Origin of the sequence: Dermacoccus sp. Tok2021 (genome assembly GCF_019895135.1) — a bacterium.
In the GTDB taxonomy this organism is placed as follows: domain Bacteria; phylum Actinomycetota; class Actinomycetes; order Actinomycetales; family Dermatophilaceae; genus Dermacoccus; species Dermacoccus abyssi.
In genome coordinates, this window is the sequence record NZ_JAGTHU010000006.1 from 104206 (window position 1) to 124991 (window position 20786).

The 20786-nt window shown below is 68.9% G+C and carries 22 protein-coding genes and 1 tRNA gene; 9 read left to right on the forward strand and 14 right to left on the reverse strand.

Going from position 1 to position 20786, the window contains the following annotated elements:
* Positions 1 to 11: 11 nt before the first annotated feature.
* From ybeY to hrcA, 5 genes are read right to left on the reverse strand one after another with little or no spacing between them, the layout of a single operon-like run.
* Positions 12 to 518, reverse strand: a complete 507-nt coding sequence (gene ybeY / locus K9D12_RS05490; protein ID WP_223059677.1) for an rRNA maturation RNase YbeY — start codon at positions 516 to 518, stop codon at positions 12 to 14.
* On the reverse strand, positions 515 to 1579 hold the full coding sequence (locus K9D12_RS05495) for a PhoH family protein (RefSeq protein ID WP_193643151.1): 1065 nt from the start codon (positions 1577 to 1579) through the stop codon (positions 515 to 517). Before K9D12_RS05495 ends, ybeY begins: the two co-directional genes overlap by 4 nt.
* Positions 1580 to 1601: 22 nt before the next feature.
* Entirely contained in the window at positions 1602 to 2348 is a 747-nt protein-coding gene (locus tag K9D12_RS05500) for a 16S rRNA (uracil(1498)-N(3))-methyltransferase (RefSeq protein ID WP_193643150.1), read from the reverse strand.
* Between the two features lies 1 nt (position 2349).
* On the reverse strand, positions 2350 to 3483 hold the full coding sequence (gene dnaJ / locus K9D12_RS05505; protein ID WP_047312059.1) for a molecular chaperone DnaJ: 1134 nt from the start codon (positions 3481 to 3483) through the stop codon (positions 2350 to 2352).
* A gap of 44 nt (positions 3484 to 3527) precedes the next feature.
* Positions 3528 to 4553 carry a heat-inducible transcriptional repressor HrcA gene (gene hrcA / locus K9D12_RS05510; protein WP_118912652.1) on the reverse strand — a complete coding sequence of 342 codons (1026 nt, stop codon included), beginning with the start codon at positions 4551 to 4553 and terminating at the stop codon, positions 3528 to 3530.
* 185 nt (positions 4554 to 4738) lie between these two features.
* On the opposite strand from hrcA, the gene K9D12_RS05515 reads away from it, so the two are divergent.
* From K9D12_RS05515 to K9D12_RS05530, 4 genes are all read left to right on the forward strand, one after another.
* Positions 4739 to 5125, forward strand: a complete 387-nt coding sequence (locus K9D12_RS05515; RefSeq protein WP_182434646.1) for a sensor domain-containing protein — start codon at positions 4739 to 4741, stop codon at positions 5123 to 5125.
* Positions 5126 to 5142: 17 nt separating this feature from the next.
* Positions 5143 to 5319, forward strand: coding sequence for a LuxR C-terminal-related transcriptional regulator (locus K9D12_RS05520; RefSeq protein WP_241510842.1), 177 nt, complete (start codon positions 5143 to 5145; stop codon positions 5317 to 5319).
* Between the two features lie 77 nt (positions 5320 to 5396).
* Positions 5397 to 6278: a DUF3097 domain-containing protein gene (locus K9D12_RS05525; protein WP_118912655.1), complete on the forward strand. Its 882-nt coding sequence runs from the start codon at positions 5397 to 5399 to the stop codon at positions 6276 to 6278.
* 121 nt (positions 6279 to 6399) lie between these two features.
* On the forward strand, positions 6400 to 6858 hold the full coding sequence (locus K9D12_RS05530; protein ID WP_118912656.1) for a DUF4870 domain-containing protein: 459 nt from the start codon (positions 6400 to 6402) through the stop codon (positions 6856 to 6858).
* A 72-nt stretch (positions 6859 to 6930) separates the two neighbouring features.
* Here the strand turns inward: K9D12_RS05530 and hemW are convergent, their stop codons facing one another.
* Positions 6931 to 8163, reverse strand: a complete 1233-nt coding sequence (gene hemW / locus K9D12_RS05535; protein ID WP_223059678.1) for a radical SAM family heme chaperone HemW — start codon at positions 8161 to 8163, stop codon at positions 6931 to 6933.
* 33 nt (positions 8164 to 8196) lie between these two features.
* Positions 8197 to 9228 carry a putative sulfate exporter family transporter gene (locus K9D12_RS05540; protein ID WP_223059679.1) on the reverse strand — a complete coding sequence of 344 codons (1032 nt, stop codon included), beginning with the start codon at positions 9226 to 9228 and terminating at the stop codon, positions 8197 to 8199.
* 86 nt (positions 9229 to 9314) lie between these two features.
* Here K9D12_RS05540 and K9D12_RS05545 point away from each other — a divergent pair, with 86 nt between their 5' ends.
* Positions 9315 to 10214, forward strand: coding sequence for a LysR family transcriptional regulator (locus K9D12_RS05545; RefSeq protein WP_118912791.1), 900 nt, complete (start codon positions 9315 to 9317; stop codon positions 10212 to 10214).
* 12 nt (positions 10215 to 10226) lie between these two features.
* On the opposite strand, the gene K9D12_RS05550 is transcribed toward K9D12_RS05545, so the two are convergent.
* Genes K9D12_RS05550 through lepA form a run of 4 tightly spaced genes read right to left on the reverse strand, consistent with a single transcriptional unit; the run spans position 10227 to position 14148 of the window.
* Positions 10227 to 10700 carry a hotdog fold domain-containing protein gene (locus tag K9D12_RS05550; RefSeq protein WP_118912659.1) on the reverse strand — a complete coding sequence of 158 codons (474 nt, stop codon included), beginning with the start codon at positions 10698 to 10700 and terminating at the stop codon, positions 10227 to 10229.
* A 34-nt stretch (positions 10701 to 10734) separates the two neighbouring features.
* The gene (locus tag K9D12_RS05555; RefSeq protein ID WP_118912660.1) at positions 10735 to 11484 is read right to left on the reverse strand and encodes an SDR family NAD(P)-dependent oxidoreductase; all 750 of its coding nucleotides are present in this window, start codon (positions 11482 to 11484) and stop codon (positions 10735 to 10737) included.
* A gap of 1 nt (position 11485) precedes the next feature.
* Positions 11486 to 12307, reverse strand: coding sequence for a tRNA (guanosine(46)-N7)-methyltransferase TrmB (gene trmB, locus K9D12_RS05560; protein WP_241510844.1), 822 nt, complete (start codon positions 12305 to 12307; stop codon positions 11486 to 11488).
* Positions 12304 to 14148 (reverse strand): translation elongation factor 4, encoded by a 1845-nt coding sequence (lepA, locus tag K9D12_RS05565; RefSeq protein ID WP_047312050.1) that lies wholly within the window; start codon positions 14146 to 14148, stop codon positions 12304 to 12306. Before lepA ends, trmB begins: the two co-directional genes overlap by 4 nt.
* Positions 14149 to 14301: 153 nt before the next feature.
* On the opposite strand from lepA, the gene K9D12_RS05570 reads away from it, so the two are divergent.
* Entirely contained in the window at positions 14302 to 14898 is a 597-nt protein-coding gene (locus K9D12_RS05570; protein ID WP_129665314.1) for a rhomboid family intramembrane serine protease, read from the forward strand.
* 19 nt (positions 14899 to 14917) lie between these two features.
* Here the strand turns inward: K9D12_RS05570 and K9D12_RS05575 are convergent, their stop codons facing one another.
* Positions 14918 to 16165, reverse strand: coding sequence for an MFS transporter (locus K9D12_RS05575; protein WP_082128835.1), 1248 nt, complete (start codon positions 16163 to 16165; stop codon positions 14918 to 14920).
* Positions 16166 to 16267: 102 nt separating this feature from the next.
* Between K9D12_RS05575 and K9D12_RS05580 the strand changes: the two genes are divergently transcribed.
* Positions 16268 to 16888 carry a type II toxin-antitoxin system PemK/MazF family toxin gene (locus tag K9D12_RS05580; protein ID WP_370633461.1) on the forward strand — a complete coding sequence of 207 codons (621 nt, stop codon included), beginning with the start codon at positions 16268 to 16270 and terminating at the stop codon, positions 16886 to 16888.
* Between the two features lie 67 nt (positions 16889 to 16955).
* Here the strand turns inward: K9D12_RS05580 and K9D12_RS05585 are convergent, their stop codons facing one another.
* Complete coding sequence (locus tag K9D12_RS05585; RefSeq protein ID WP_047312049.1) at positions 16956 to 17438, reverse strand: GNAT family N-acetyltransferase; 483 nt, start codon at positions 17436 to 17438, stop codon at positions 16956 to 16958.
* Between the two features lie 184 nt (positions 17439 to 17622).
* Between K9D12_RS05585 and K9D12_RS05590 the strand changes: the two genes are divergently transcribed.
* Together K9D12_RS05590 and K9D12_RS05595 are read left to right on the forward strand one after the other, a co-directional pair.
* Positions 17623 to 18963 carry an acyl-CoA dehydrogenase family protein gene (locus tag K9D12_RS05590; RefSeq protein WP_223059680.1) on the forward strand — a complete coding sequence of 447 codons (1341 nt, stop codon included), beginning with the start codon at positions 17623 to 17625 and terminating at the stop codon, positions 18961 to 18963.
* A 47-nt stretch (positions 18964 to 19010) separates the two neighbouring features.
* Entirely contained in the window at positions 19011 to 20282 is a 1272-nt protein-coding gene (locus K9D12_RS05595; protein ID WP_223059681.1) for an acyl-CoA dehydrogenase family protein, read from the forward strand.
* A 135-nt stretch (positions 20283 to 20417) separates the two neighbouring features.
* Here the strand turns inward: K9D12_RS05595 and K9D12_RS05600 are convergent.
* A tRNA-Ala gene (locus K9D12_RS05600) sits at positions 20418 to 20493 on the reverse strand.
* Between the last annotated feature and the right edge of the window lie 293 nt (positions 20494 to 20786).

A 20786-nucleotide genomic window follows, 5' to 3' on the forward strand; every position in this document is an offset into this window, starting at 1 on the left:
TCACTCCCCGACTACTCGCGACCGCTCGGCGGCGCGATGCGGATCGTGCCCGCCTCGACGCTGCGGCCACGGCTCGCGAGGTAGGTGAGCAGGATCGTGCGCTGCAGTTCGAACATCTCGAGGCGCTCCTCGGCCTCGGCGTGGTCGTAGCCGAGCAGGTGCAGCACGCCGTGAACGGTGAGAAGGAGCAACTCCTCCATCGTGTCGTGCCCTGCCGCGGACGCCTGGGCGGCGGCCACCGTCGGGCACAGAACGATGTCGCCGAGCATGCCCTCGTCACTCAGCGCGCCCTCACGACCGGGTGTCAGCTCGTCCATGGGGAAGCTCATGACGTCGGTGGGGCCCTCGAGATCCATCCACTGCACGTGGAGGGTCTCCATGGCCGCCTCGTCGAGGATGCGGATCGACAGCTCCACGTTGGGGTGGACGAACATCGCGTCCATCGCGTAGCGGGCGCAGTCGTGAATCTCGTCGAGATCGACGGCGACGTCGGTCTCGTTGGCGAGGTCGATCGTCACTCGCGTTCTCCCTGCTCGTCGTTCGCACGTGCCTCGCGGCGCTTCTTGGCCTGCGCCTTACGACGCTCGGCAGCGGCGTCGTAGCGACCGTAGGCGTCGACGATGTCGGACACGAGGCGGTGACGCACGACGTCGCCGCTACTCAGGTGCGCGAAGTGCACGTCGCCCACACCCGTGAGCACGTCCTCGATGACGCGCAGGCCGGACGTCGTGCCACCCGGAAGGTCGACCTGCGTGACGTCACCGGTGACGACGATCTTCGAACCGAAGCCGAGTCGCGTGAGGAACATGCGCATCTGCTCGCTGCTCGTGTTCTGGGCCTCGTCGAGAATGATGAACGAGTCGTTGAGCGTGCGTCCACGCATGTACGCGAGCGGCGCCACCTCGATGGTGCCGGCGGCCATGAGCTTGGGGATCGAGTCGGGATCGATCATGTCGTGCAGCGCGTCGTAGAGGGGGCGCAGGTACGGGTCGATCTTGTCGTTGAGTGTGCCCGGCAGGAAACCGAGTCGCTCGCCCGCCTCGACGGCGGGGCGCGTCAGGATGATGCGGTTGACCTGCTTGCTCTGCAGCGCCGCCACGGCCTTTGCCATGGCGAGGTACGTCTTGCCCGTACCGGCGGGGCCGATGCCGAAGACGATCGTGTTCTTGTCGATCGCGTCGACGTACTCCTTCTGGCCCAGCGTCTTGGGACGAATCGTCCGGCCACGGCTGGAGATGATGTTCGTCGTGAGCACGTCGGCGGGGCGCTGCGCGTTCTTGCTGCGCAGCATGGCGATGGAACGCTCGACGTTGTCGCGGTTCACCGCGTGCCCCGCGTCGATCATCGTGAGCAACTCACCGACGAGGGTCTCGACGATGGCCGCGTCCTCGGCCGGGCCGTCGATCGTCAGCTCGTTGCCCCGCGCGAAGACGAAGAGGCGCGGGAAGGCGCGCTCGATCGTGCGAAGGAGCTGGTCGGTGGGCCCGAGCAGCTGAACCATCGACACGTCCGGCGGGACGACGATACGGGTCTGGCTGGACGAATCGGGGGTGGCCTGGGTGGCGGGAACGTCTGTCATCGTGCCTCCAGTCTAGGGCGCGTCAGCTCCAGCGCGAGCGCGCGAAGAGCGCGGCCAGTGCCGCGGGGCCGGCCGACGACGAGCGCAGCACCGTGCGTCCCATCCGGACGCTCGTGGCGCCCGCAGCGGCGAACGCGTCGAGTTCGCCGGGCGTGATGCCGCCCTCGGGGCCGACGACGAGCACGACATCGCCCGCGTCGGGCAACGTCACGTCGCTCAGTCCGACCTCGGCGTCCTCGTGAAGGACGAGTGTGAGGGCCGATTCCTCGACGAGGCGGACAACGGTCTGCTTCGCCGCGAGCTCGTCAACGACGGGCGGCGTGGCCTGACGCGATTGTTTCGTGGCGGCCTCGGCCTGCGCCACCCATTTACGGTGCGCCTTGGCGGCCCGCTCGCCCTTCCACTGCACGATCGAGCGCTCAGCCTTCCAGGGCACGACGCGGTCGACACCGAGCTCGGTGGCGGCTTCGAGCGCCTGGAGATCGCGGTCGCCCTTGGCGAGTGCCTGGACGAGGGTGAACGTGACGGCCGGGCGCTCCTCGCGCTCCACCGTCTGCACGAGCGCCGTCAGTTCCGACTTGGCTGTGGACGCGACGACGCAGTGGGCCAGGAGCCCTTCGCCGTCGGCGAGGAGGATCTCCTCCCCCACGGCCATGCGCTTCACGGTGACCGCGTGGCGTCCCTCGTCACCGCCGAGCACGACCGGCTCCTCGGGCCGCATTTGCTCACGCAGCGTGCCCGGCGCGACGAAGTACAGATGTGCGGTCACGTCAGCCCTTCCAGGCCTGACGCAGCTTGCCGAGCAGGCCCTGGTTGACGGGCTGGAACTTGGGAGCAGGCGTTTCCTCGCCGCGCGACGCCGCGAACTGACGCAGCAGGTCGGCCTGCTCGCTCGTCAGCTTGCTCGGCGTGCGCACGTTGGCGTGCACGAGCAGGTCGCCGCGGCTCTCAGTACGCAGGCGCGTGACGCCGAGGCCCTTGAGCGTGACGACGTCGCCCGGCTGGGTACCGGCCTGGATGTCGATGTCGCGCGGGCCGTCGAGCGTCTCGAGCGGAAGGGACGCGCCGAGTGCGGCGGCCGACATCGGCAGTTCGAGCGAGCAGTGCAGGTCGTCACCCTGACGCTGGAACATAGGGTGCTTCGCGACGCGCACCTCGACGTAGAGGTCGCCGGCGGGGCCGCCGCCGTGGCCGACCTCGCCCTCGCCGCGCAGCTGGATGCGCGTGCCGGTGTCGACGCCCGCGGGCACCTTGATGCTGATGGTGCGGGTGTCGCGCTTGCGGCCGTTGCCGTCGCACTCGAAGCAGGGGCTGTCGATGATGTCGCCGTAGCCGTCGCACGCCGTGCACGGACGCGAGGTGAGCACCTGGCCGAGGAAGCTGCGCTGCACCTGCTGGGTCTGGCCTGCCCCACCACACACGTCACACGTGTGCTTGCCGGTGCCGGGGCGCGAACCGTCGCCGTGGCACGTCGTGCAGACGACGGCGGTGTCGAACGTCAGGTCGACCTCGCCGCCGAAGACGGCGTCGGACAGCTCGATGTCGAGCGGCAGCAGGGCGTCCTGGCCGTGTTGTACGCGGCTGCGCGGGCCACCCGAGGCGCCCGCTGCTCCGCCGGTGAAGAACGCGTCCATGATGTCGCTGAAGCTGAAACCGGCGCCGCCGAAGCCGGCACCCGCACCGCCGCCGGGCGCGTACGGGTCGACTCCCTGGTCGTAGGAGGCCTTCTTCTCGGGGTCGCCGAGCACCGCGTAGGCCTGACCGACGCGCTTGAACTGATCCGCCGCCTCGTCGGACGGGTTGACGTCCGGGTGGAGCTTGCGCGCCATCTTGCGGTAGGCGCGCTTGATCTCCTCGCTCGAGGCATCGCGGGAGAGGCCGAGTTCGGCGTAGTAGTCGTTCACGAACGTCCTTGTCGTCAGCGGGTGGAAAGGGATGTGTGCGGGCGTCAGCTCTCGATGAGCTGTGAGACGTAGCGGGCCACAGCCCGCACGTTCGCCATCGTCTGGGGGTAGTCCATGCGGGTGGGTCCGAGCACGCCGAGGGCCGCCACGGCGTCGGGGCCGTAGGAGGTGGTGACGAGCGACGTCGAGTGCAGGCCCTCGTGGGGATTCTCCGCGCCGATGCGGACCGTCACCTGGTCGTGGGCTTCGGCATCCTCGGCGAGGTTGCTCATGAGGCGCAGGATGACGACGTGCTCCTCGAGTGCGTCGAGCACCGGCTGCACGTGCAGCCCGTCTGTTCCGGCGCGCGCGAGGTTGGCCGTACCGGCGAGCACGACACGCTCCTCACGTTCCTCGCCGAACACGGCGGTGATCGTCTCGACGACGGCGTCGACGTCAGCGCGCCGCTCGGGCTCGAACGCTTCGCGCAGCAACGACAGGCCGCGGGCCGCCTCCGCGAGAAGAAGGCCGTCGGTCTCGGCGTTGAGTCGCTCGCGCAGCCGTGCGACGAAGTCGTCACTCTCGGCCACGGGGTGGGCGAACTCGACGTTGCGCTGTTCAATGCGGCCCGAGTCGAGGATGACGACGAGCATGGCGCGGGTCGGCGTCATCGCGAGGCACTCGATGTGACGCACCCGCGAGCGCCGCAGCGACGGGTACTGCATGACGGCGGCCTGCTGGGTGAGCGAAGCGAGCAGACGCGCGGTGCGCTCGACGATGTCGTCGAGGTCGATGCTCTCCGCGAGGAAGGCCTGGATGGCGCGGCGCTGGCTCGGCGTGAGCGGACGCACCTGAGAGAGGCGGTCGACGAAGACGCGGTAGCCGGCATCGGTCGGAACACGCCCGGCGGAGGTGTGCGGCGCGGCGATGAGGCCCTCGTCCTCGAGAGCCGCCATGTCGTTGCGGATCGTGGCCGCCGAGACACCGAGCTGGTGACGTTCGAGGAGGGCCTTGGAGCCGACCGGCTCGGACGTGGAGACATAGTCCTGCACGATCGCGCGCAACACTTCGAGACGGCGCTCGTTGCTCATGCCTTCACACCTCCTTTGACCTTCCCCAAGGTTGGCACTCACGGGTATCGAGTGCCAAATCTTTCCGGGCGTGTTCGCTCAGGGCGTCGCGTCCGCGGCGGGCCGGAATGTCGGGTTTTCCCCACCGTCAAGAAGCCTGCAGGCAGGATGGTTGTGCCCCCGTGCCTCTCCACAGCGTCGAAGAGATGAGCACTCCAGACGTCACAGCCCCTGTCCCCACGAATGCCGCCGGCTCGGCGATGGACCGCGAGTTCCGCTGGTCCCCACGCCAGGCACTGCGCGACAGCGCCTACCTGTTCGCAGGCTGGTGGATCCACCTGCTGGGCTTCGTCGCGTTCGCCGTCCTCATGTCCGGCGGGCTGAGCATGCTGTTCGTGCTCGTCGGCATTCCGCTCGTCCTCGGCGGCCTCGGAGTCGCTCACGTCATGACGGACGCCGAACGCTCCATGCAGCGCCATCTTCTGGACCGTGCCCTCCCCGATGCCCCGACGGCGGCGGAGACCGGATGGTCGATCAAGCGCGTGTGGGAGGCCCTCAAGGACCCGCGGCGGAATCGGTTCTCGACACCCTGACGCCGCGGGAGCACGAGGTGTTTTCACACATCGCCGAGGGACTGACGAACCGAGGCATCGCGAAGCGCCTCGTCGTCACGGAGGGCGCCGTGGAGAAGCACGTGCAACGCATCTTCAGCAAGCTCGATCTGCACACCGACGGCGACGAGCACCGTCGAGTGGCGGTGGTGCTCACCTTCCTCCGCTCGTCCTGACCGTGGGTGTCGCCGCTTCTGCGTCGGTCCAGCGCGCCTCCGCCCGTGCCGCGTCGGGCTTGCCTACCCTGACTGCCATGAACGACCGCTACGGCTCCGACGTCCTCTACGGTGACTGGCGCGCGCCCAAGCGCGGCCGATCCCGTGAGGTTCCGGCCGAGCGGGATGTCGTCGTCGAGGACGCCCAGAGCGGTTACGTGGGTGCCGTCGTTCGCGTCGAGAAGTCGGGTGGAACCCACGTCGTCTTCCTCGAGGATCGCTTCGGCAAGACCCGCGGCTTCGCCCTCGGGGGTGGCTTCCTCATCGACGGTGAACCCGTCATCCTCACTCCCCCGCGTCCCGCAGACGCTGCCGCACTCGCCGAGCGCAAGGTGCAGGCCGGACGCACGGCGTCGGGTTCGGTCGCCGTCCCGAACGCCAAGGCGCGCGTGGCCCTCGGTTCGCGCATCTTCGTCGAGGGTCGCCACGACGCCGAACTTGTCGAGAAGGTCTGGGGTGACGACCTGCGCATCGAGGGCGTCGTCGTCGAGTACCTCGAGGGCGTCGACGACCTCGCCGCCGTCATCCGCGACTTCCGCCCTGAGAAGGGGCGCCGTCTCGGCATACTCGTCGACCACCTCGTGCCCGGCACGAAGGAGGCCCGCATCGTCGCCGAGGCCCAGGCTCTTCCGCAGGCCCGCGATCACGTGCTCATCGTCGGTCACCCCTACGTCGACGTGTGGCAGTCGGTGCGCCCCGAGCGCCTCGGGTGGTCGAAGTGGCCGACGATCCCCAAGGGTCAGTCGTGGAAGCACGGCATCCTCGCCGAGCTGGGGTGGCCGCACCAGAGCCAGGCCGACGTCGCGCGCGGCTGGAAGCAGATCCTCGGCACAGTGCGCACCTACGCCGACCTGCAGCCGGAACTGCTCGGACGTGTCGAGGAACTCATCGACTTCGTCACCGACCCCGAGCAGCAGTGACGCCCTAAGCCCCAGCCTCAGGGACGAACCAGGGTCACCCAGGATGGTGCCGACGGAATGAGGAGGGCATCTTTGAGGTTGGAACGATGTTCACCTACGCAGCCGAGGTCGTGAGGACACCATGAGCCAGCAGCCCTACCCCACCCCCGACCCCCAGTGGAGCCACAACGGCGACGCCTACCCCAACGGTCGGCCCACCGAGGCGGGCGTCACGCCCCGCCAGTTGAGCTCCGACGAGACGGGCGCCGCTGTCGTCGCCCACCTTTCTGCACTCGTCGCGGCCGTCGTGTCGGCCGGTTCGCTCAGCCTGCTCGGCCCGCTCATCGTGTGGTTCATCTACAAGGACAAGTCACCCGCCGTGCGTGAAGCCGCCGCCGGGGCGTTCAACTTCAACCTCTCCTGGTGGTTGCTCTACTGGGTCGGCTGGCTGTTCGCCATCACGTTCATCGGCATCGTCGTCGCGATCCCGCTGTGGTTCGTCATCACGGTGGTTGCCCTGTGGTGCCACATCCGTGGCGCGCTCAACGCGAGCAGCGGCCGCCCCTACCGCTACCCGTTCCAGCTGCGCGTGCTCAGCTGACTCGCCCCGGCCACGCGAAGGGCCGGAACGTCACATCTCTGGGGTGGCGTTCCGGCCCTTCGCGTTCGGCGGTCAGTAGTCGAGCAGGCGCCGGACGACGGTGTCGGTGAGCAGCCGCCCGCGCAATGTGAGCACGGCCCGACGGTCACGGACGGCAGACGTTCCCTCGAGCAGACCGTCCGCGACGAGTCCCGCCACCGCGCGGCGCCCTGCGTCGTCGAGCAGGTCGAGCGGCAACCCCTCGGCGAGACGCACGCGCAGGAGCACCTTCTCCTCGTACCGCTGACGCTCGTCCAGGATCTCGCGCGCGAGCGCAGGTGAGGTTCCTTCACCGACCCGCTGAGCGTAGGCGCGCGGGTGTTTGACGTTCCACCAGCGCACCCCGCCGACGTGGCTGTGGGCTCCGGGGCCCGCGCCCCACCACGGTTCGTCACGCCAGTAGGCCAGGTTGTGACGACACTGGAAGCGCGGTTCCTTCGCCCAGTTCGACACCTCGTACCAGCGGTATCCCGCGGCCTCGAGGAGTTCGTCGGCCAGTTCGTACTTGTCCGCTTCGTCGTCGTCATCGGGCAGCGGCAGTTCGCCGCGGCGCACCTGGGCGCCCATCTTCGTGCCCTCCTCGACGACGAGCGCGTAGGCGCTGATGTGGTCGGGATCGAGCGCGATCGCCGCCTCCAACGAGGCCCGCCAGTCGTCGAGCGACTCCCCCGGCGCGCCGTAGATGAGGTCGAGACTCACCTGCAGGCCGGCAGCCTTGGCGGCGCGGACGGCGCGCTCGACGTTGGCCGGATCGTGGGTGCGCTCCAGCGTCGCGAGGACGTGCGGCACCGACGACTGCATCCCGACGGAGACGCGCGTGAAGCCGCCCTCGGCGAGCACGCGCAGGTACGTTTCGTCGACCGAGTCCGGGTTGGCCTCGGTCGTCACCTCGGCGTCGTCGACGAGGCCGAACCGCTCGCGCGCCGCGTCGAGCATCCGCACGAGGTCGGTCGCTGCGAGCATCGTCGGCGTTCCTCCACCGACGAAGATGGTCTGCACTGTCGGCACGCCGCCGGGCGCCTTTCCCATCTCGCGCGCTGCGAGGTCGAGTTCACGTTCGACAGCGCCCGCGTACGTGTCGAGGCTCGCGCCGGGGACGCCGAGTTCGGTGAGCGTGTAGGTGTTGAAGTCGCAGTACCCACAGCGCGTCACGCAGAACGGCACGTGCAGGTACATCGCGAAGGCGCTGCCCGGCACGCTCGCGAGGGCGTCGGCTGGCAGCGCTCCGTCGTTCGGTGCGGGCTCTCCGTCGGGCATCTGCGGCATGGGCGGCATTCTCCCACCGCCTGCGGAGCGTCTCTAACCGACGAGCAACGCCCCGCCCAGGCCGAGGGCAGTGACGCAGGCAGTGCAGAGCGCTGCCTGCGCGAAGGGTGCCGCGCCGGCAGCACGCATGGCCTTGGCCGTCACTCCCGTGCCGAGAGCGAACATCGCGGCGGCGAGCAGTAGCGTCTGAAACACCTTCGCTCCGTCCAACACCGAATTCGGAATCGGAACCACGCTCCGCACGACGACCGCGGCGACGAAGCCGACGACGAACAGCGGCACGAAGGGCGGCAGCGTGACCGACCCGGACTCGGCCCCGCCCATGGTCCGACGTCGATGCACGGCGATGACGGTGATCAACGGCGCCAGCATGAGCACTCGGGCGAGCTTCACGACGACGGCCACCGCGAGCGCCCCCTGCCCGACGAGGCCGCCGGCAGCGACGACCTGGGCCACCTCGTGCACGCTCGCACCCGCGAAAACGCCTGTGGTGTGATCGTCGAGCCCCAAGGCGGCGGACAGCGCGACGAGCGGGATCATGAGCGTGCCGAAGACGACGACGAGCGCGACCGACGTTGCGACCTCCTCGTCGCGGGCGTCGCTCACCCCTGCTGCTGCGGCGACGGCTGCGGCGCCGCAGATCGAGAACCCGCACGCCGTGAGCAGACTCTGCGTGGGCTTAATACCGAGCCGCTTGCCGCACCACAACCCGAAGGGCACTCCGAGCGCCACCACAGCAACGGCCAGGAAGATGACACCGAAGCCGAGCGAGGCGATGGCGCCGAGCGAGAGCTGGAGGCCGAGCAGCACGATGCCGATGCGCAGAACGCGCTTCCCGGCCAGGTCGAGGCCAGGGCGCCACGCGTCGAGCCGCGCGGCGTTCGCGGCGACGACGCCGAGCAGAATCGCCACGAGCACCGGGCTGAGCAGCGGGATGATGCGTGACACGACGAACCCGACGAGCGCCGCTGCGAACGCCAGGGCCAGACCGCCGGCCACTGGGTGGGATGCAGTTCGGGCCGCTGTTTCTGCGCGGCGTTGCTCGGGTCGGGTCACGCTCCCCATCCTCGAACGCCTACGACCTGGCCGGTAGTGCCATGTTCAGCATGCTGGTATATGCGGCGGATATGGACGCCGGTTACGCTGGCCCGATGAAGAGCTGGCCGGATCTCGCAGCCCTGGAGCTGCTCGTGGCCGTGGCCGACCACGGCTCCCTCAGCGCCGGCGCACGTGCCTGTGGCTCGGCGCAGCCCAACGCCAGCCGCAGCATGGCGCGGCTCGAGCGCTCGGTCGGCGTGCCCCTTCTCCACCGCGCCACAACCGGCGCCACCCTGACGACGCAGGGCCTCATGGTCGTCGAGTGGGCTCGCGGCGTGCTGGAGGCCGCGCGCGATCTCGACGCCGGCATCACCGCCCTGGTGGGCGGCGTGGATGCACCGCTCACCGTGATGGCCAGCCAGACCGTGGCCGAGCACCTCCTGCCGGGCTGGATCGCGCGCTGGCACGAAGCCCATTCCGGTGAGGCCACGCCGGGCCTCTCCGTCGCCGTCGGCAACACGACCGACGTGCTCAGCGCCGCTCGCTCCGGTGAGATCGATCTCGGGTTCATCGAGGGCCCGGGTGCCCCTCGCGGCCTCAACTCGACGGTCGTCGCCACGGACGACCTCGTCCTTGCCGTCGCCGCACACCACCCCTGGGCCCGAACTCGCAGTATTGACGCGGACGAACTCGCCGCGACGGCCCTCGTCACCCGCGAGCCGGGATCCGGAACCCGCGTGGCGCTCGACCGCGCGATGCGCCCGCGCACCTGCGCTCCGCCACTGCTGGAGCTGTCGAGCAACGCCGCGGTCAAGGTCTCCGTGTCGGCCGGCACCGGGCCGGCCGTCCTCAGCCGACTCGCGATCAGTGATGCCCTGGCCGCGGGCACCCTCGTCGAGATCACCGTCCGCGACGTCGACCTGCGCCGGAAGCTGCGCGCCGTGTGGGCAGGTCCGCGCCGGATGACGAACGAGGCCGCCACGTCGCTTCTTGCGATCGCGGCGGCCTCGTAGCGGCGTCAGGCGTTACTTCTTGGCGGAGACGTAGATCGGGATGATGCCCTGGACGGCGACCGTGCCGTCCTTGACCAGGCGTCCCGTCATGCGCACGTCCACCGTGAAGGGAGGCTCCTTGGCCCAGTCCTCGGGGCTCGTCTCGGCGACGCACTCGACATCGCCGGGGGTCTTGGCGACGTAGTCGAGCTGGATGCCCCTGGGGATCCAGCGCATGTCCTTGGGCACCGTGGCCTCGGCGAGCAGACCCATGGCCATCTCCATGCCGTTGGCGATCGCGATGGCGTGGACGGTGCCGATGTGGTTCTGCACACCCCACCACTTCTTGATGGCCACGACGCCGCGGTGCGGCTCCATGGTCTTCACGACGGGCGCAATGGTCCGGAAGTAGGGCGCCTTGAGCGCGAACGCGGCCGAGAAGGCTGCGCGACCGAGCTTCTCGTTCTTCTTCGTGAGCTTCGTGTAGAGCGCGAGGGTCTGGTTCATACCCACCAGATTACCCGCGAGTAATAGCGAGCGCTCAGTGGACGCTGAAGCCGCCGTCGGCCGCGATCGTCTGGCCGGTCACGAAACCACTCGCCCGCGACGCGAGGAACACCGCGAGGCCCGCGAAGTCCTCGGGCACGCCGTTGCGTCCGACGAAGGTGCGGGTCGCGAGCGCTTCTTCGCGCCCCGGTTCGGCGACGGTGGGCAACGTCATCGGGGTGACGACGAATCCGGGAACGATCGTGTTCGCCGTGACACCCGAGCGTGACCAGGCCTCCGCTTGCGAGCGTGACAGCCCGGTGACGGCGGCCTTCGTCACGCCGTAGACGCCGGAGTTGCCGAAGGCGCTCCAGCTCTGCTGCGAGCCGATGTTGAGGATGCGTCCGTACCCGCGCTCGGCCATGCGTGGCCCTGCGGCCTGGCCGAGCCGGTAGGGCGCTTCGAGGTTGACGGCCATCGTCTCGGCGTACTGCTCTTCGCTCGTGTTGGCCAGTGGCGGTCGGTGGTTGACGCCGGCACACGTGACGAGGATGTCCGCGTGCTGCACCGGGGCACCGACAGCCAGGTTCGCGAGCGCGTTCGCATCACCGACGTCGCAGACTTCCCACGTCGCGCCGATCTCGGCGGCCACTGTGGCGAGCTTGTCGGCGTCCCGGGCCACGAGGTGAACGCTCGCACCGGCACCCGCAAGGGCCGTGGCGATACCTCGCCCGATGCCCGACGACCCTCCCGTGACGACGGCATTCAGCCCCTCAAGGGAGAACAGGTCGTCGAGGTAGCTCACGTCAGTTCGCCCGAGTCACCGCGAGATCACGCACGACGCGCTCGACCTTGAGGCCCTTGTTCTCGAAGCGCGTGGTCGTGCGTCCCTCGAAGCGCGGGGCGAACCCGCCACGCGCACCCTCGGGGTCGACGTCCGGGTCACCGGGGTCGGCGAGGCGTCCCACGTGCGGGTTGTCGAAACGCGGTGAGCCCTCGACGACGTCGCGCATGTGCCACGCGTAGTCGGCCCAGTCGGTGGCGAGGCGCCACGTGCCACCGGGCACGAGAACGTCGGCGACGACCTCGGCGAAGCCGGGCTGCACGAGGCGACGCTTGTGGTGCTTGCTCTTGGGCCACGGGTCCGGGAAGAACGTCCACACCTCGGCAACGGAGCCCGGCGCGAAGAGACGGTCGAGCGCCTCGGACGCGTCGATCTCGATGAGCCGGACGTTGGTCACGCCGGCGTGGACGGCTTTGGAGATCGTCTGCGCGATGCCCGGGCGCCACACCTCGAGCGCGATGAAGTCCGTCCCCGGGTTCTCGGCAGCCGCGTGGATGACCTGATCGCCCGCGCCGGAACCGATCTCGACGACGAGCGGCGCGGTGCGTCCGAACACCTGCTCCATGTCGACGTGGTAGCCGTCGATCGGTTCGGTCGAGGCCTCCTTGCGCGGCACGTCGATGACGTACTGCTCGGAGTGGTCGGCGAGCGCACGGTGGTGACGTTCGGGCATGCGGCCGCCGCGGCGGGTGAACGAACGGGTCCGCGCGAGCGGGCGTTCGGCCGCCTGACCCTCTTCACCGGGCGGCGTCACCGAACCCGAGACGAAGCCGGGCTTGCTCACTTCTTGTCCTTCGGCTTCTCGTCGCCCTGGCTCAGCGCTGCGATGAAGGCTTCCTGCGGCACCTCGACCGAGCCGACCATCTTCATGCGCTTCTTGCCTTCCTTCTGCTTCTCGAGCAGCTTGCGCTTACGCGAGATGTCACCGCCGTAGCACTTGGCGAGCACGTCCTTGCGGATGGCGCGGATGTTCTCACGAGCGATGACGCGCGTGCCGATGGCGGCCTGGATCGGCACCTCGAACTGCTGGCGCGGAATGAGGTCCTTGAGCTTCGTCGCCATCATCGTGCCGTAGCCGTAGGCCTTGTCACGGTGGACGATCGAGCTGAACGCGTCGACCTTGTCGCCCTGGAGCAGGATGTCGACCTTGACGAGGTTGGCACTCTGCTCGCCGGCGGGTTCGTAGTCGAGGGAGGCGTACCCGCGCGTCTTCGACTTCAGCTGGTCGAAGAAGTCGAACACGATCTCCGCGAGGGGCAGCGTGTAACGCATCTCGACGCGCTCCTCGGAGAGGTAGTCCATGCCGAGCAGGTTGCCGCGCTTGTTCTGGCACAGCTCCATGACGGCACCGATGAACTCGCTCGGGATGAGGATGGTCGACTTCACGACCGGCTCGGTGATGTCGGCGATCTTGCCGTCGGGGAACTCGCTCGGGTTGGTCACCTCGGTGACGCGGCCGTCGTCGGTCGTCACCTGGTAGACGACGTTCGGCAGCGTGGAGATGAGGTCGAGGTCGAATTCGCTCTCGAGGCGCTCACGCGTGATCTCGAGGTGCAGCATGCCGAGGAAGCCGACGCGGAAACCGAAGCCGAGCGCGGCCGACGTCTCGGGCTCGTAGACGAGCGCAGCGTCGTTGAGCTTGAGCTTGTCGAGGGCGTCACGCAGCAGCGGGTAGTCCGAACCGTCGATCGGGTACAGCCCCGAGAACACCATGGGCTTGGGGTCGGAGTACCCGCCGATGGCCTTGTCGGCCGGCTTGGCCGCGTTCGTCACGGTGTCACCGACCTTGGACTGACGCACGTCCTTCACACCGGTGATGAGGTAACCCACCTCGCCGACGCCGAGGCCCTTCGTCGCGGTCGGCTCGGGCGAGCTGACGCCGATCTCGAGGAGTTCGTGCGTGGCACCCGTGGACATCATGGCGATCTTCTCGCGCGGGTTGAGCTTGCCGTCGACGACACGGACGTAGGTGACGACGCCGCGGTAGGTGTCGTAGACCGAGTCGAAGATCATGGCGCGCGCCGGGGCGTCTGCGTCACCGACGGGCGGGGGCAGCGTGCCGACGATCTTGTCGAGGAGCGCCTCGACGCCCTCGCCGGTCTTGCCGGAAACCTTGAGAACGTCGTCGGGGTCGGCGCCGATGAGGCCCGCAATCTCGGCGGCGTACTTCTCCGGCTGCGCTGCCGGCAGGTCGATCTTGTTGAGCACCGGGATGATCTCGAGGTCGTTCTCCATCGCGAGATAGAGGTTCGCGAGGGTCTGAGCCTCGATGCCCTGAGCGGCGTCGACGAGGAGGATCGCGCCCTCACACGCGGCGAGCGAACGCGAGACCTCGTATGTGAAGTCGACGTGACCGGGGGTGTCGATCATGTTGAGCGCGTACGTCTGACCATCGAGCTCCCACGGCATGCGCACGGCCTGGCTCTTGATCGTGATACCGCGCTCACGCTCGATGTCCATGCGGTCGAGGTACTGCGCGCGCATGGCCCGCTGCTCGACGACACCCGTCAACTGGAGCATGCGGTCGGCCAGCGTCGACTTGCCGTGGTCGATGTGGGCGATGATGCAGAAGTTGCGGATCATCTCCGGCGGGGTCGCGGCCGGCTCGAGTGCCTTGCGGGCCATGGGTGACAACTGAATACCTCGTCGATTTCGTCTGGAGCGCTACGTCGGGGACGGCACAGTACGTGACCATTCATTCTTCCATGCCTGCGCGAACCGGATCACCGCCGTCGCTCCAGTGCCCGACTCGCTCCCCAGCGTTGGCAGAATGGGTGAATGGACCTTCGTGAGCGAACGCGCCAGGCCGGTGGACGGGCAGGGTCCTCCGCCGTCGACACCGCTTTCTTCGTGGCCCTGCTGTGGGTCGTCGAGATCGTCGACGTGATCACGCGTCACGCCGTCGACCGCTTCGCGTCGTTGCGCGCCTGGGAGTTCACCGACCTCCCGTCGATCTTCACGTTCTCCTTCGCGCACTACGGGTGGGCGCACCTCATCGGCAACACGGCGCTGCTGCTGCCCTTCGGCTTCCTCCTCGGCCTCAGCGGACGACGGGTGGCCGTGCAGGTGACGCTCGTCGTCATGGTCTGCTCGGGTCTCGCGGCGTGGGCCCTCACTCCCCCGCACTCTGCGACGGCCGGAGCGTCCGGCATCGTCTTCGGCTGGCTGACCTACCTCATCGTGCGCGGCGCGTGGAGCAAGCGCTGGACCGAGGTTGCACTCGGCCTCGCGCTCCTCGCCGTGTTCGGCTACGTCCTGTGGGGCGTTCTCCCCGGGGCACAGGGCGTGTCGTGGCAGGGGCACCTCGGCGGCGCGGCCGGCGGACTGCTGTCTGCCTGGCTCATCAACGACAAGCGCTCGCGTCGTCGATTCTGAGCAAACCCCGAAGGGTAGGTCAGGCAGCTGCCGCGTGCTGCGAGGCCGCCTCACGGCGTGAGGTGAACGCTGACGCCGCAGCCACGACGGCGCCGAACACGGCGAGAATCGCACCGACACGCGAGCACCACTCGTAGCCGAGCCCCGCGTCGAGGACGACGCCGCCGAGCCACGCCCCGAGGGCGTTGGCGAAGTTGAGCGTCGCGTGGTTGAGCGCGGCGGCGAGCGACTGACCCTCGTGGGCAACGTCCATGAGGCGGATCTGGATCATCGGCACCATGACCGTCGGCAGGAAGCCGAGGAGCCAGACGAACAGCACGGCCGTCGGCTTGTAGTGCGCGGCGTACCCGAACAGGGCGAGCATGACTGCGATCGCGATGAGGCAACCGAAGATGCCGCGCATGAGCCCGTGCATCGCGACGCGTCCGGAGACGAGCGCGCCACACGTCATGCCGACGCCGTACACGACGAGGATGAGCGGCACGGTGGCCTCGGAGAAGCCGGTCAACTCGGTCATCGTCGGGGCGATGTAGCTGAACGTCGAGAACATGCCGCCGAACCCGACGATGCCGATGGCGAGCGCGAACCACACCTGCGGTCGGGTGAGCGCCTTGAGTTCCTTCTTCGCCGTGACGAGTCCCGTCGTCCCCTGATGAGGCACCCACGCCAACACGGCGAGCGCCGAGAGCAGACCGATGACGGCCACGAGCGCGTAGGGCCACTGCCATCCCATGCGCTGCCCCATCCACGTCGCGATCGGCACGCCGATGACGTTGGCGACGTTGAGGCCGCCGAGCGTCATCGAGACAGCCCAGGTGCGCCGGTGTTGGGCAACGAGCGACGCAGCGACAACCGCACCGAGGCCGAAGAAGGCACCGTGCGGCATGCCGGAGACGACACGGGCAGCGAGGAGCACGTGGTAGTTCGGAGCCAGAGCAGCCCCGACGTTGCCGACGAAGAACGCGAGCATGAGGCCGATGAGCACCGTCTTGCGCGGCACCTTGGCGAACACCATCGTGACGAGCGGCGCGCCGATGACGACACCGAGCGCGTACGCGGAGACGGCGTTGCCCGCCTGCGGGATCGAGATGCCGAGACCGCGGGAGATGTCGGGCAGCAGCCCCATCGTGACGAACTCCGTCGTGCCGATGGCGAAGCCGCCGAGCGCGAGCGCCGCGATCGCGAGACCGGCGCGCGGATGTGCGCCGTTGCCCTCGTCGACGACGGAGGGGTCGGCGATGTCGCGGAGCGCGGTCGGTTCGGTCACCTATCGATTGTTCCAGCCGCCGAGGAGTGCCTCGTACCGTCCGCGGGGCTGCCGACGCGTGTGTTTCGTCACGAGGGCGGGCCCGCTCGTTAGGCTCGTGGCGTGAATCTCAAGCAGATGGCCGGTCGTGTCGCTACCTCCCTCGCGCGCGAGGGCATGAGGGCTCTTCTCGACGGAAGATCGCGCTCGGATCGCTCCGGTGCTGCGAAGCGATCGAAGGCGCCGAAGACCCCGGGCACCGTCGCGACGCCACAGCACTCACGGGGCGGCGGGCGGCGCTCGCCTGCATCGAACGCCCCCGCCGGCACGGGCTATCGAGGCGACTGGCATGGCGTCCTGCCCGCCACGAGCTGGCAGGCGAAGGACGACGGCCGTCCCGACCCCGGCGAGATCGTCTGGGCGTGGGTGCCCTACGAGGAGGACCACACCCAGGGCAAGGACAGGCCGGTGCTCGTCGTCGCCCGTCACCCGCAGGAGGACGGCGTGACGCTCGCGCTCCCCCTGACGAGCAAGGACCACGACCGCGACGCCGCGCAGGAAGCACGAGCCGGTCGGCACTGGATGGACATCGGATCGGGCGCGTGGGATCGCGCCGGGCGTCCGAGCGAGGTTCGCCTCGACCGCATCCTCCAGCTCGACGAGGCGTCGGTGCGCCGCGAGGGCACGGCACTGGATCGCGGGATCTTCGAGTCGGTCATCGCCGCCGTTCCAGGACGGCGCTGACCGAGAACGACGACAGGTCTGACCGACGCCGCTGACGCTGTCATGCCGCGCCGGGTCGCGAGACGAGTCAGTCCAGGCCCATCGACATGTGCTGGAACGGCCCGACCGGGCTGAACCCGGCCTTGCGGTAGAGCGAGTGGCCACTCTCGGTGGAGAACAAGCTCACCCACCCGGCGTCTTGTTCGCGACACCAGGCGAGGGCGGCGTCGAGCAAGGTCTTGCCGTAGCCGCGACCGCGGAAGACCAGATCGGTGCTCATGTCACCGAGGTACGCCGAACGCCCCGATCCGTCCGGTCCGGGAAGGTGCTGCTCCACGGACGTCGAGACGATCGATGCGAGCGGTGTGCCGGGGCCCGCACCCTCCTCGGCGTCGATGACGAAGCACGCGTAGTTCGGCGAGTCGAGCAAGGTCGCCGCGGCTGCCGCGCATCGCTCGCGCCACGCGTCGTCGAGCTCGATGTGCCATGGCCAACCGTCCTCCATGAGCAGGCCCTTGAGTCGGACGATCTCGGGGATGTCGGAGTGTTCGGCGCGACGGACGGTGACCATGCGCCCAGGGTACGCCCCGGCCTCCCCAGCGTCGTGGCGCCCGTCCCCAACGCACAGAGCCACGCTCCGAAGAGGTTGTTACCGATACTCACAGTTTCCGATACCGCGCGTACCTACGATCAGGTAACCTCAGGGAAAGTTGGCCCGCCAGGGGGCCGCTCAACGATCCAGAGGAAAGGCCGAGATGACTTCCACGAACTCGAAGGCGTCGATCGCCGACAAGGGCCAGGCGGTCGCTCTTCGACTGTTGGCCAAGGCGGGCGGGCACGACCTGCTCAAGAACCCCGCCGTGCGCTCCAAGGTCGAGCGCGCGCTCTACAACGGCAGCAAGCAGGGCTTCAAGGTTCAGACCGCCGCGGGCCGTGCGTTCGTGAAGAAGAGCGGTTCGGGTGAGCCGGCACGTCCGGCCCCGACGAAGCCGCGTCGCGAGTTCGACCTCACGCCCACCGAGGACCAGGCGATGATCGCCGGCGTCGCTGCCGAACTGGCCGACGAGGTTCTGCGTCCCGCAGCCGCCGACGCCGACGGTGCCCGCGCCGTGCCCGACGAGATCCGCGCCCAGGCGGCCGAGATGGGCCTGACGCTCCTGTCCGTTCCCGCCGAGCTCGGCGGTGTCGCCGAGGAGCGCTCCGCCGTCATGAACGTGCTCGTGCTCGAGCAGCTCGCCCGCGGCGACATGGGTCTCGCGGTCGGCGTCATGGCGCCCGCCGCTGTCGCCGGTGCCATCGCCTCCTACGGCTCGTCCGCGCAGCAGGAGACCTACCTCCCCGCGTTCACCGACGAGAAGAAGCCCGCCGTCGCGTCGCTGGCGATCGCCGAGGCCGGCCCGCTGGCCGACCCGCGCAAGCCCGCTACGAAGGGTGAGCGCCGCGGCGACAAACTCGTTCTCACCGGCGAGAAGGCCCTCGTGCCGTGCGCCGACTCGGCGGATTTGTTCGTCGTCACGGCGGAGGTCGACGGCGACCTGCGCCTCGTCATCGTCGAGGCCGGCACCGAGGGTCTCAAGGTGAGCGACGACCCGGCCATGGGCATTCGCGCGTCGCACACCGGCCGCCTGCACCTGGAGAACGTCGAGGTCTCCGCGGACAACCTGCTCGGCACGAGCGAGGACGCGCTCGACGCGATCCGCCGCTCCCGCCTGGCGTGGGCCGCTCTCGCGTGTGGCACCGGCCGCGCCGTGCTCGACCAGGTCTCCCAGTACGTGACGGAGCGCAAGGCGTTCGGCGAGCCGATCGGCCACCGTCAGGCTGTCGCGTTCACCGTGGCGAACATCGCGATCGAGCTCGACGGCATGCGCCTGGCAACGCTGCGTGCGGCGGCTCGTCTCGACTCGGGCCGCAAGCCCGAAGCAGCCGCTGAGGCCATCGCGCACGCTCGCGCGCTCGTCACGAAGTACGGCGCGCAGATCGGTAGCGACGCGGTGCAGCTGCTCGGCGGCCACGGCTTCGTCAAGGAGTTCGACAACGAGCGGTGGTACCGCGACCTGCGCGGCGCAGGCGTCCTCGAGGGCGGCGTGGGCGTCTGACGCCTCGCTCCCCCCACTCCCCGAAGATTTCGCGCAAAGGAAACGTCATGATCGATCTCGAAATCCCGAAGAAGTTCGTTCCCCTCGTCAAGCAGGCCGGTTCGATGGCCGACGAGGTCTTCCGCCCCGTCAGCCGCAAGTACGACCTCGCCGAGCACGAGTACCCGCGTGAGCTCGACCTCGTGTCGGCCCTCATCGACGGCATGTCCGACTCCGGTGCCGGTGGTGGCGCCGGGGCCGCCGGGTCGACGCAGGCCAAGGACGAGGCGCCCGCCACGACCGACGCCAACGAAGCCACCGGGGTGAAGAAGCCCGCGGGCAAGAAGGCGTCGAAGGGCAACAAGAACGGCGCCAACATGAGTTCGGCGCTTTCCATCATGGAGACGTGCCGCGGCGACGTGGGCCTGACGCTGTCGATCCCCCGCCAGGGCCTCGGTAACGCCGCCATCGCCGCCGTCGCGAACGACGAGCAGAAGGAGCGCTACGGCAACCGTTGGGCCGCCATGGCGATCACCGAGCCGGACACCGGCTCGGACTCCGGCAACATCCGCACGACGGCCACGAAGGACGGCGACGAGTACGTCCTCAACGGCGAGAAGATCTTCGTCACCTCCGGTGAGCGCGCCGAGCTCGTCGTCGTGTGGGCGACGCTTGACAAGTCGCTCGGCAAGAAGGCCATCAAGTCGTTCGTCGTGGAGCGCTCGAACCCGGGCCTCAAGCTCGTGCGTCTCGAGCACAAGCTCGGCATCCGCGCCTCCGACACCGCCGCGTTCGTGCTCGACGACTGCCGCGTGCCGGCCTCCGACCTGCTCGGTGACCCGGAGATCCGCACCGAGGGCGGCTTCGGTGGTGCGATGCAGACGTTCGACAACACGCGTCCGCTCGTCGCGTCGATGGCCGTCGGCCTGACGCGCGCCTGCCTCGACTTCACGCGCGCCGCGCTCGAGAAGACCGGCCACGGTCAGGACTGGGACGCCCCGATCGCCGCGCAGTCGTACGCGAGCGCCCGACTCGTGCAGATGGAGGCCGACTACGAGGCCGCGCTCCTGCTCACGCTGCGCGCCGCGTGGATGGCCGACAACGGCAAGCCCAACTCGATGGAAGCGTCGATGGCGAAGGCCAAGGCCGGCCGCACCTGCGTCGACGTCGCACTGTCGTGCATCGAGCTCGTCGGTGTCGACGGCTACGCCGAAACCGAGCTGCTCGAGAAGTGGGCGCGCGACTCGAAGATCCTCGACATCTTCGAAGGCACGCAGCAGATCCAGCTGCTCGTCGTCGCCCGGCGCCTACTCGGCCTGACGAGCGGCCAGCTCAAGTGACGCACTGACGAGTGCCAGAAGGGGCGGGTGTCTTCGGACGCCCGCCCCTTCTGCGTGTGCACCGCCAACCGGGTTCGATCCTTGGGGCAAAGCAGAAGGGCCAGGACGAAAAGCGTGTCCTGGCCGTTCTGCCATTGGTGGAGCTATGGGGATTCGAACCCCAGACCTCTTCCATGCCATGGAAGCGCGCTACCAACTGCGCCATAGCCCCGCGCTCACCGGGGTGAGCAACACGGTTACTTTACCCTCCGGTCGCCTCCGCGCCAACTTGGGCCGGGCCCGGCTCCGTCCTACGGAGCAGCGCCACGCCTGCACCTCCGGCGGCCGGCTGCGGGCGGGATGACGCAACGAGGTGCGGATTCTTCCCCTCTTGTGTCCAAGGGCGCATCTTGCGCGCAAGAAGGAAAGATCTCGTCCCTTGTTGCCTTGTGGTTCGGTGGCTGGGGTCGCTGACGCGAGCTATGGGGACTCCGTCGGGCTCGCTAGCGCTCGCCCTCCTCCTCG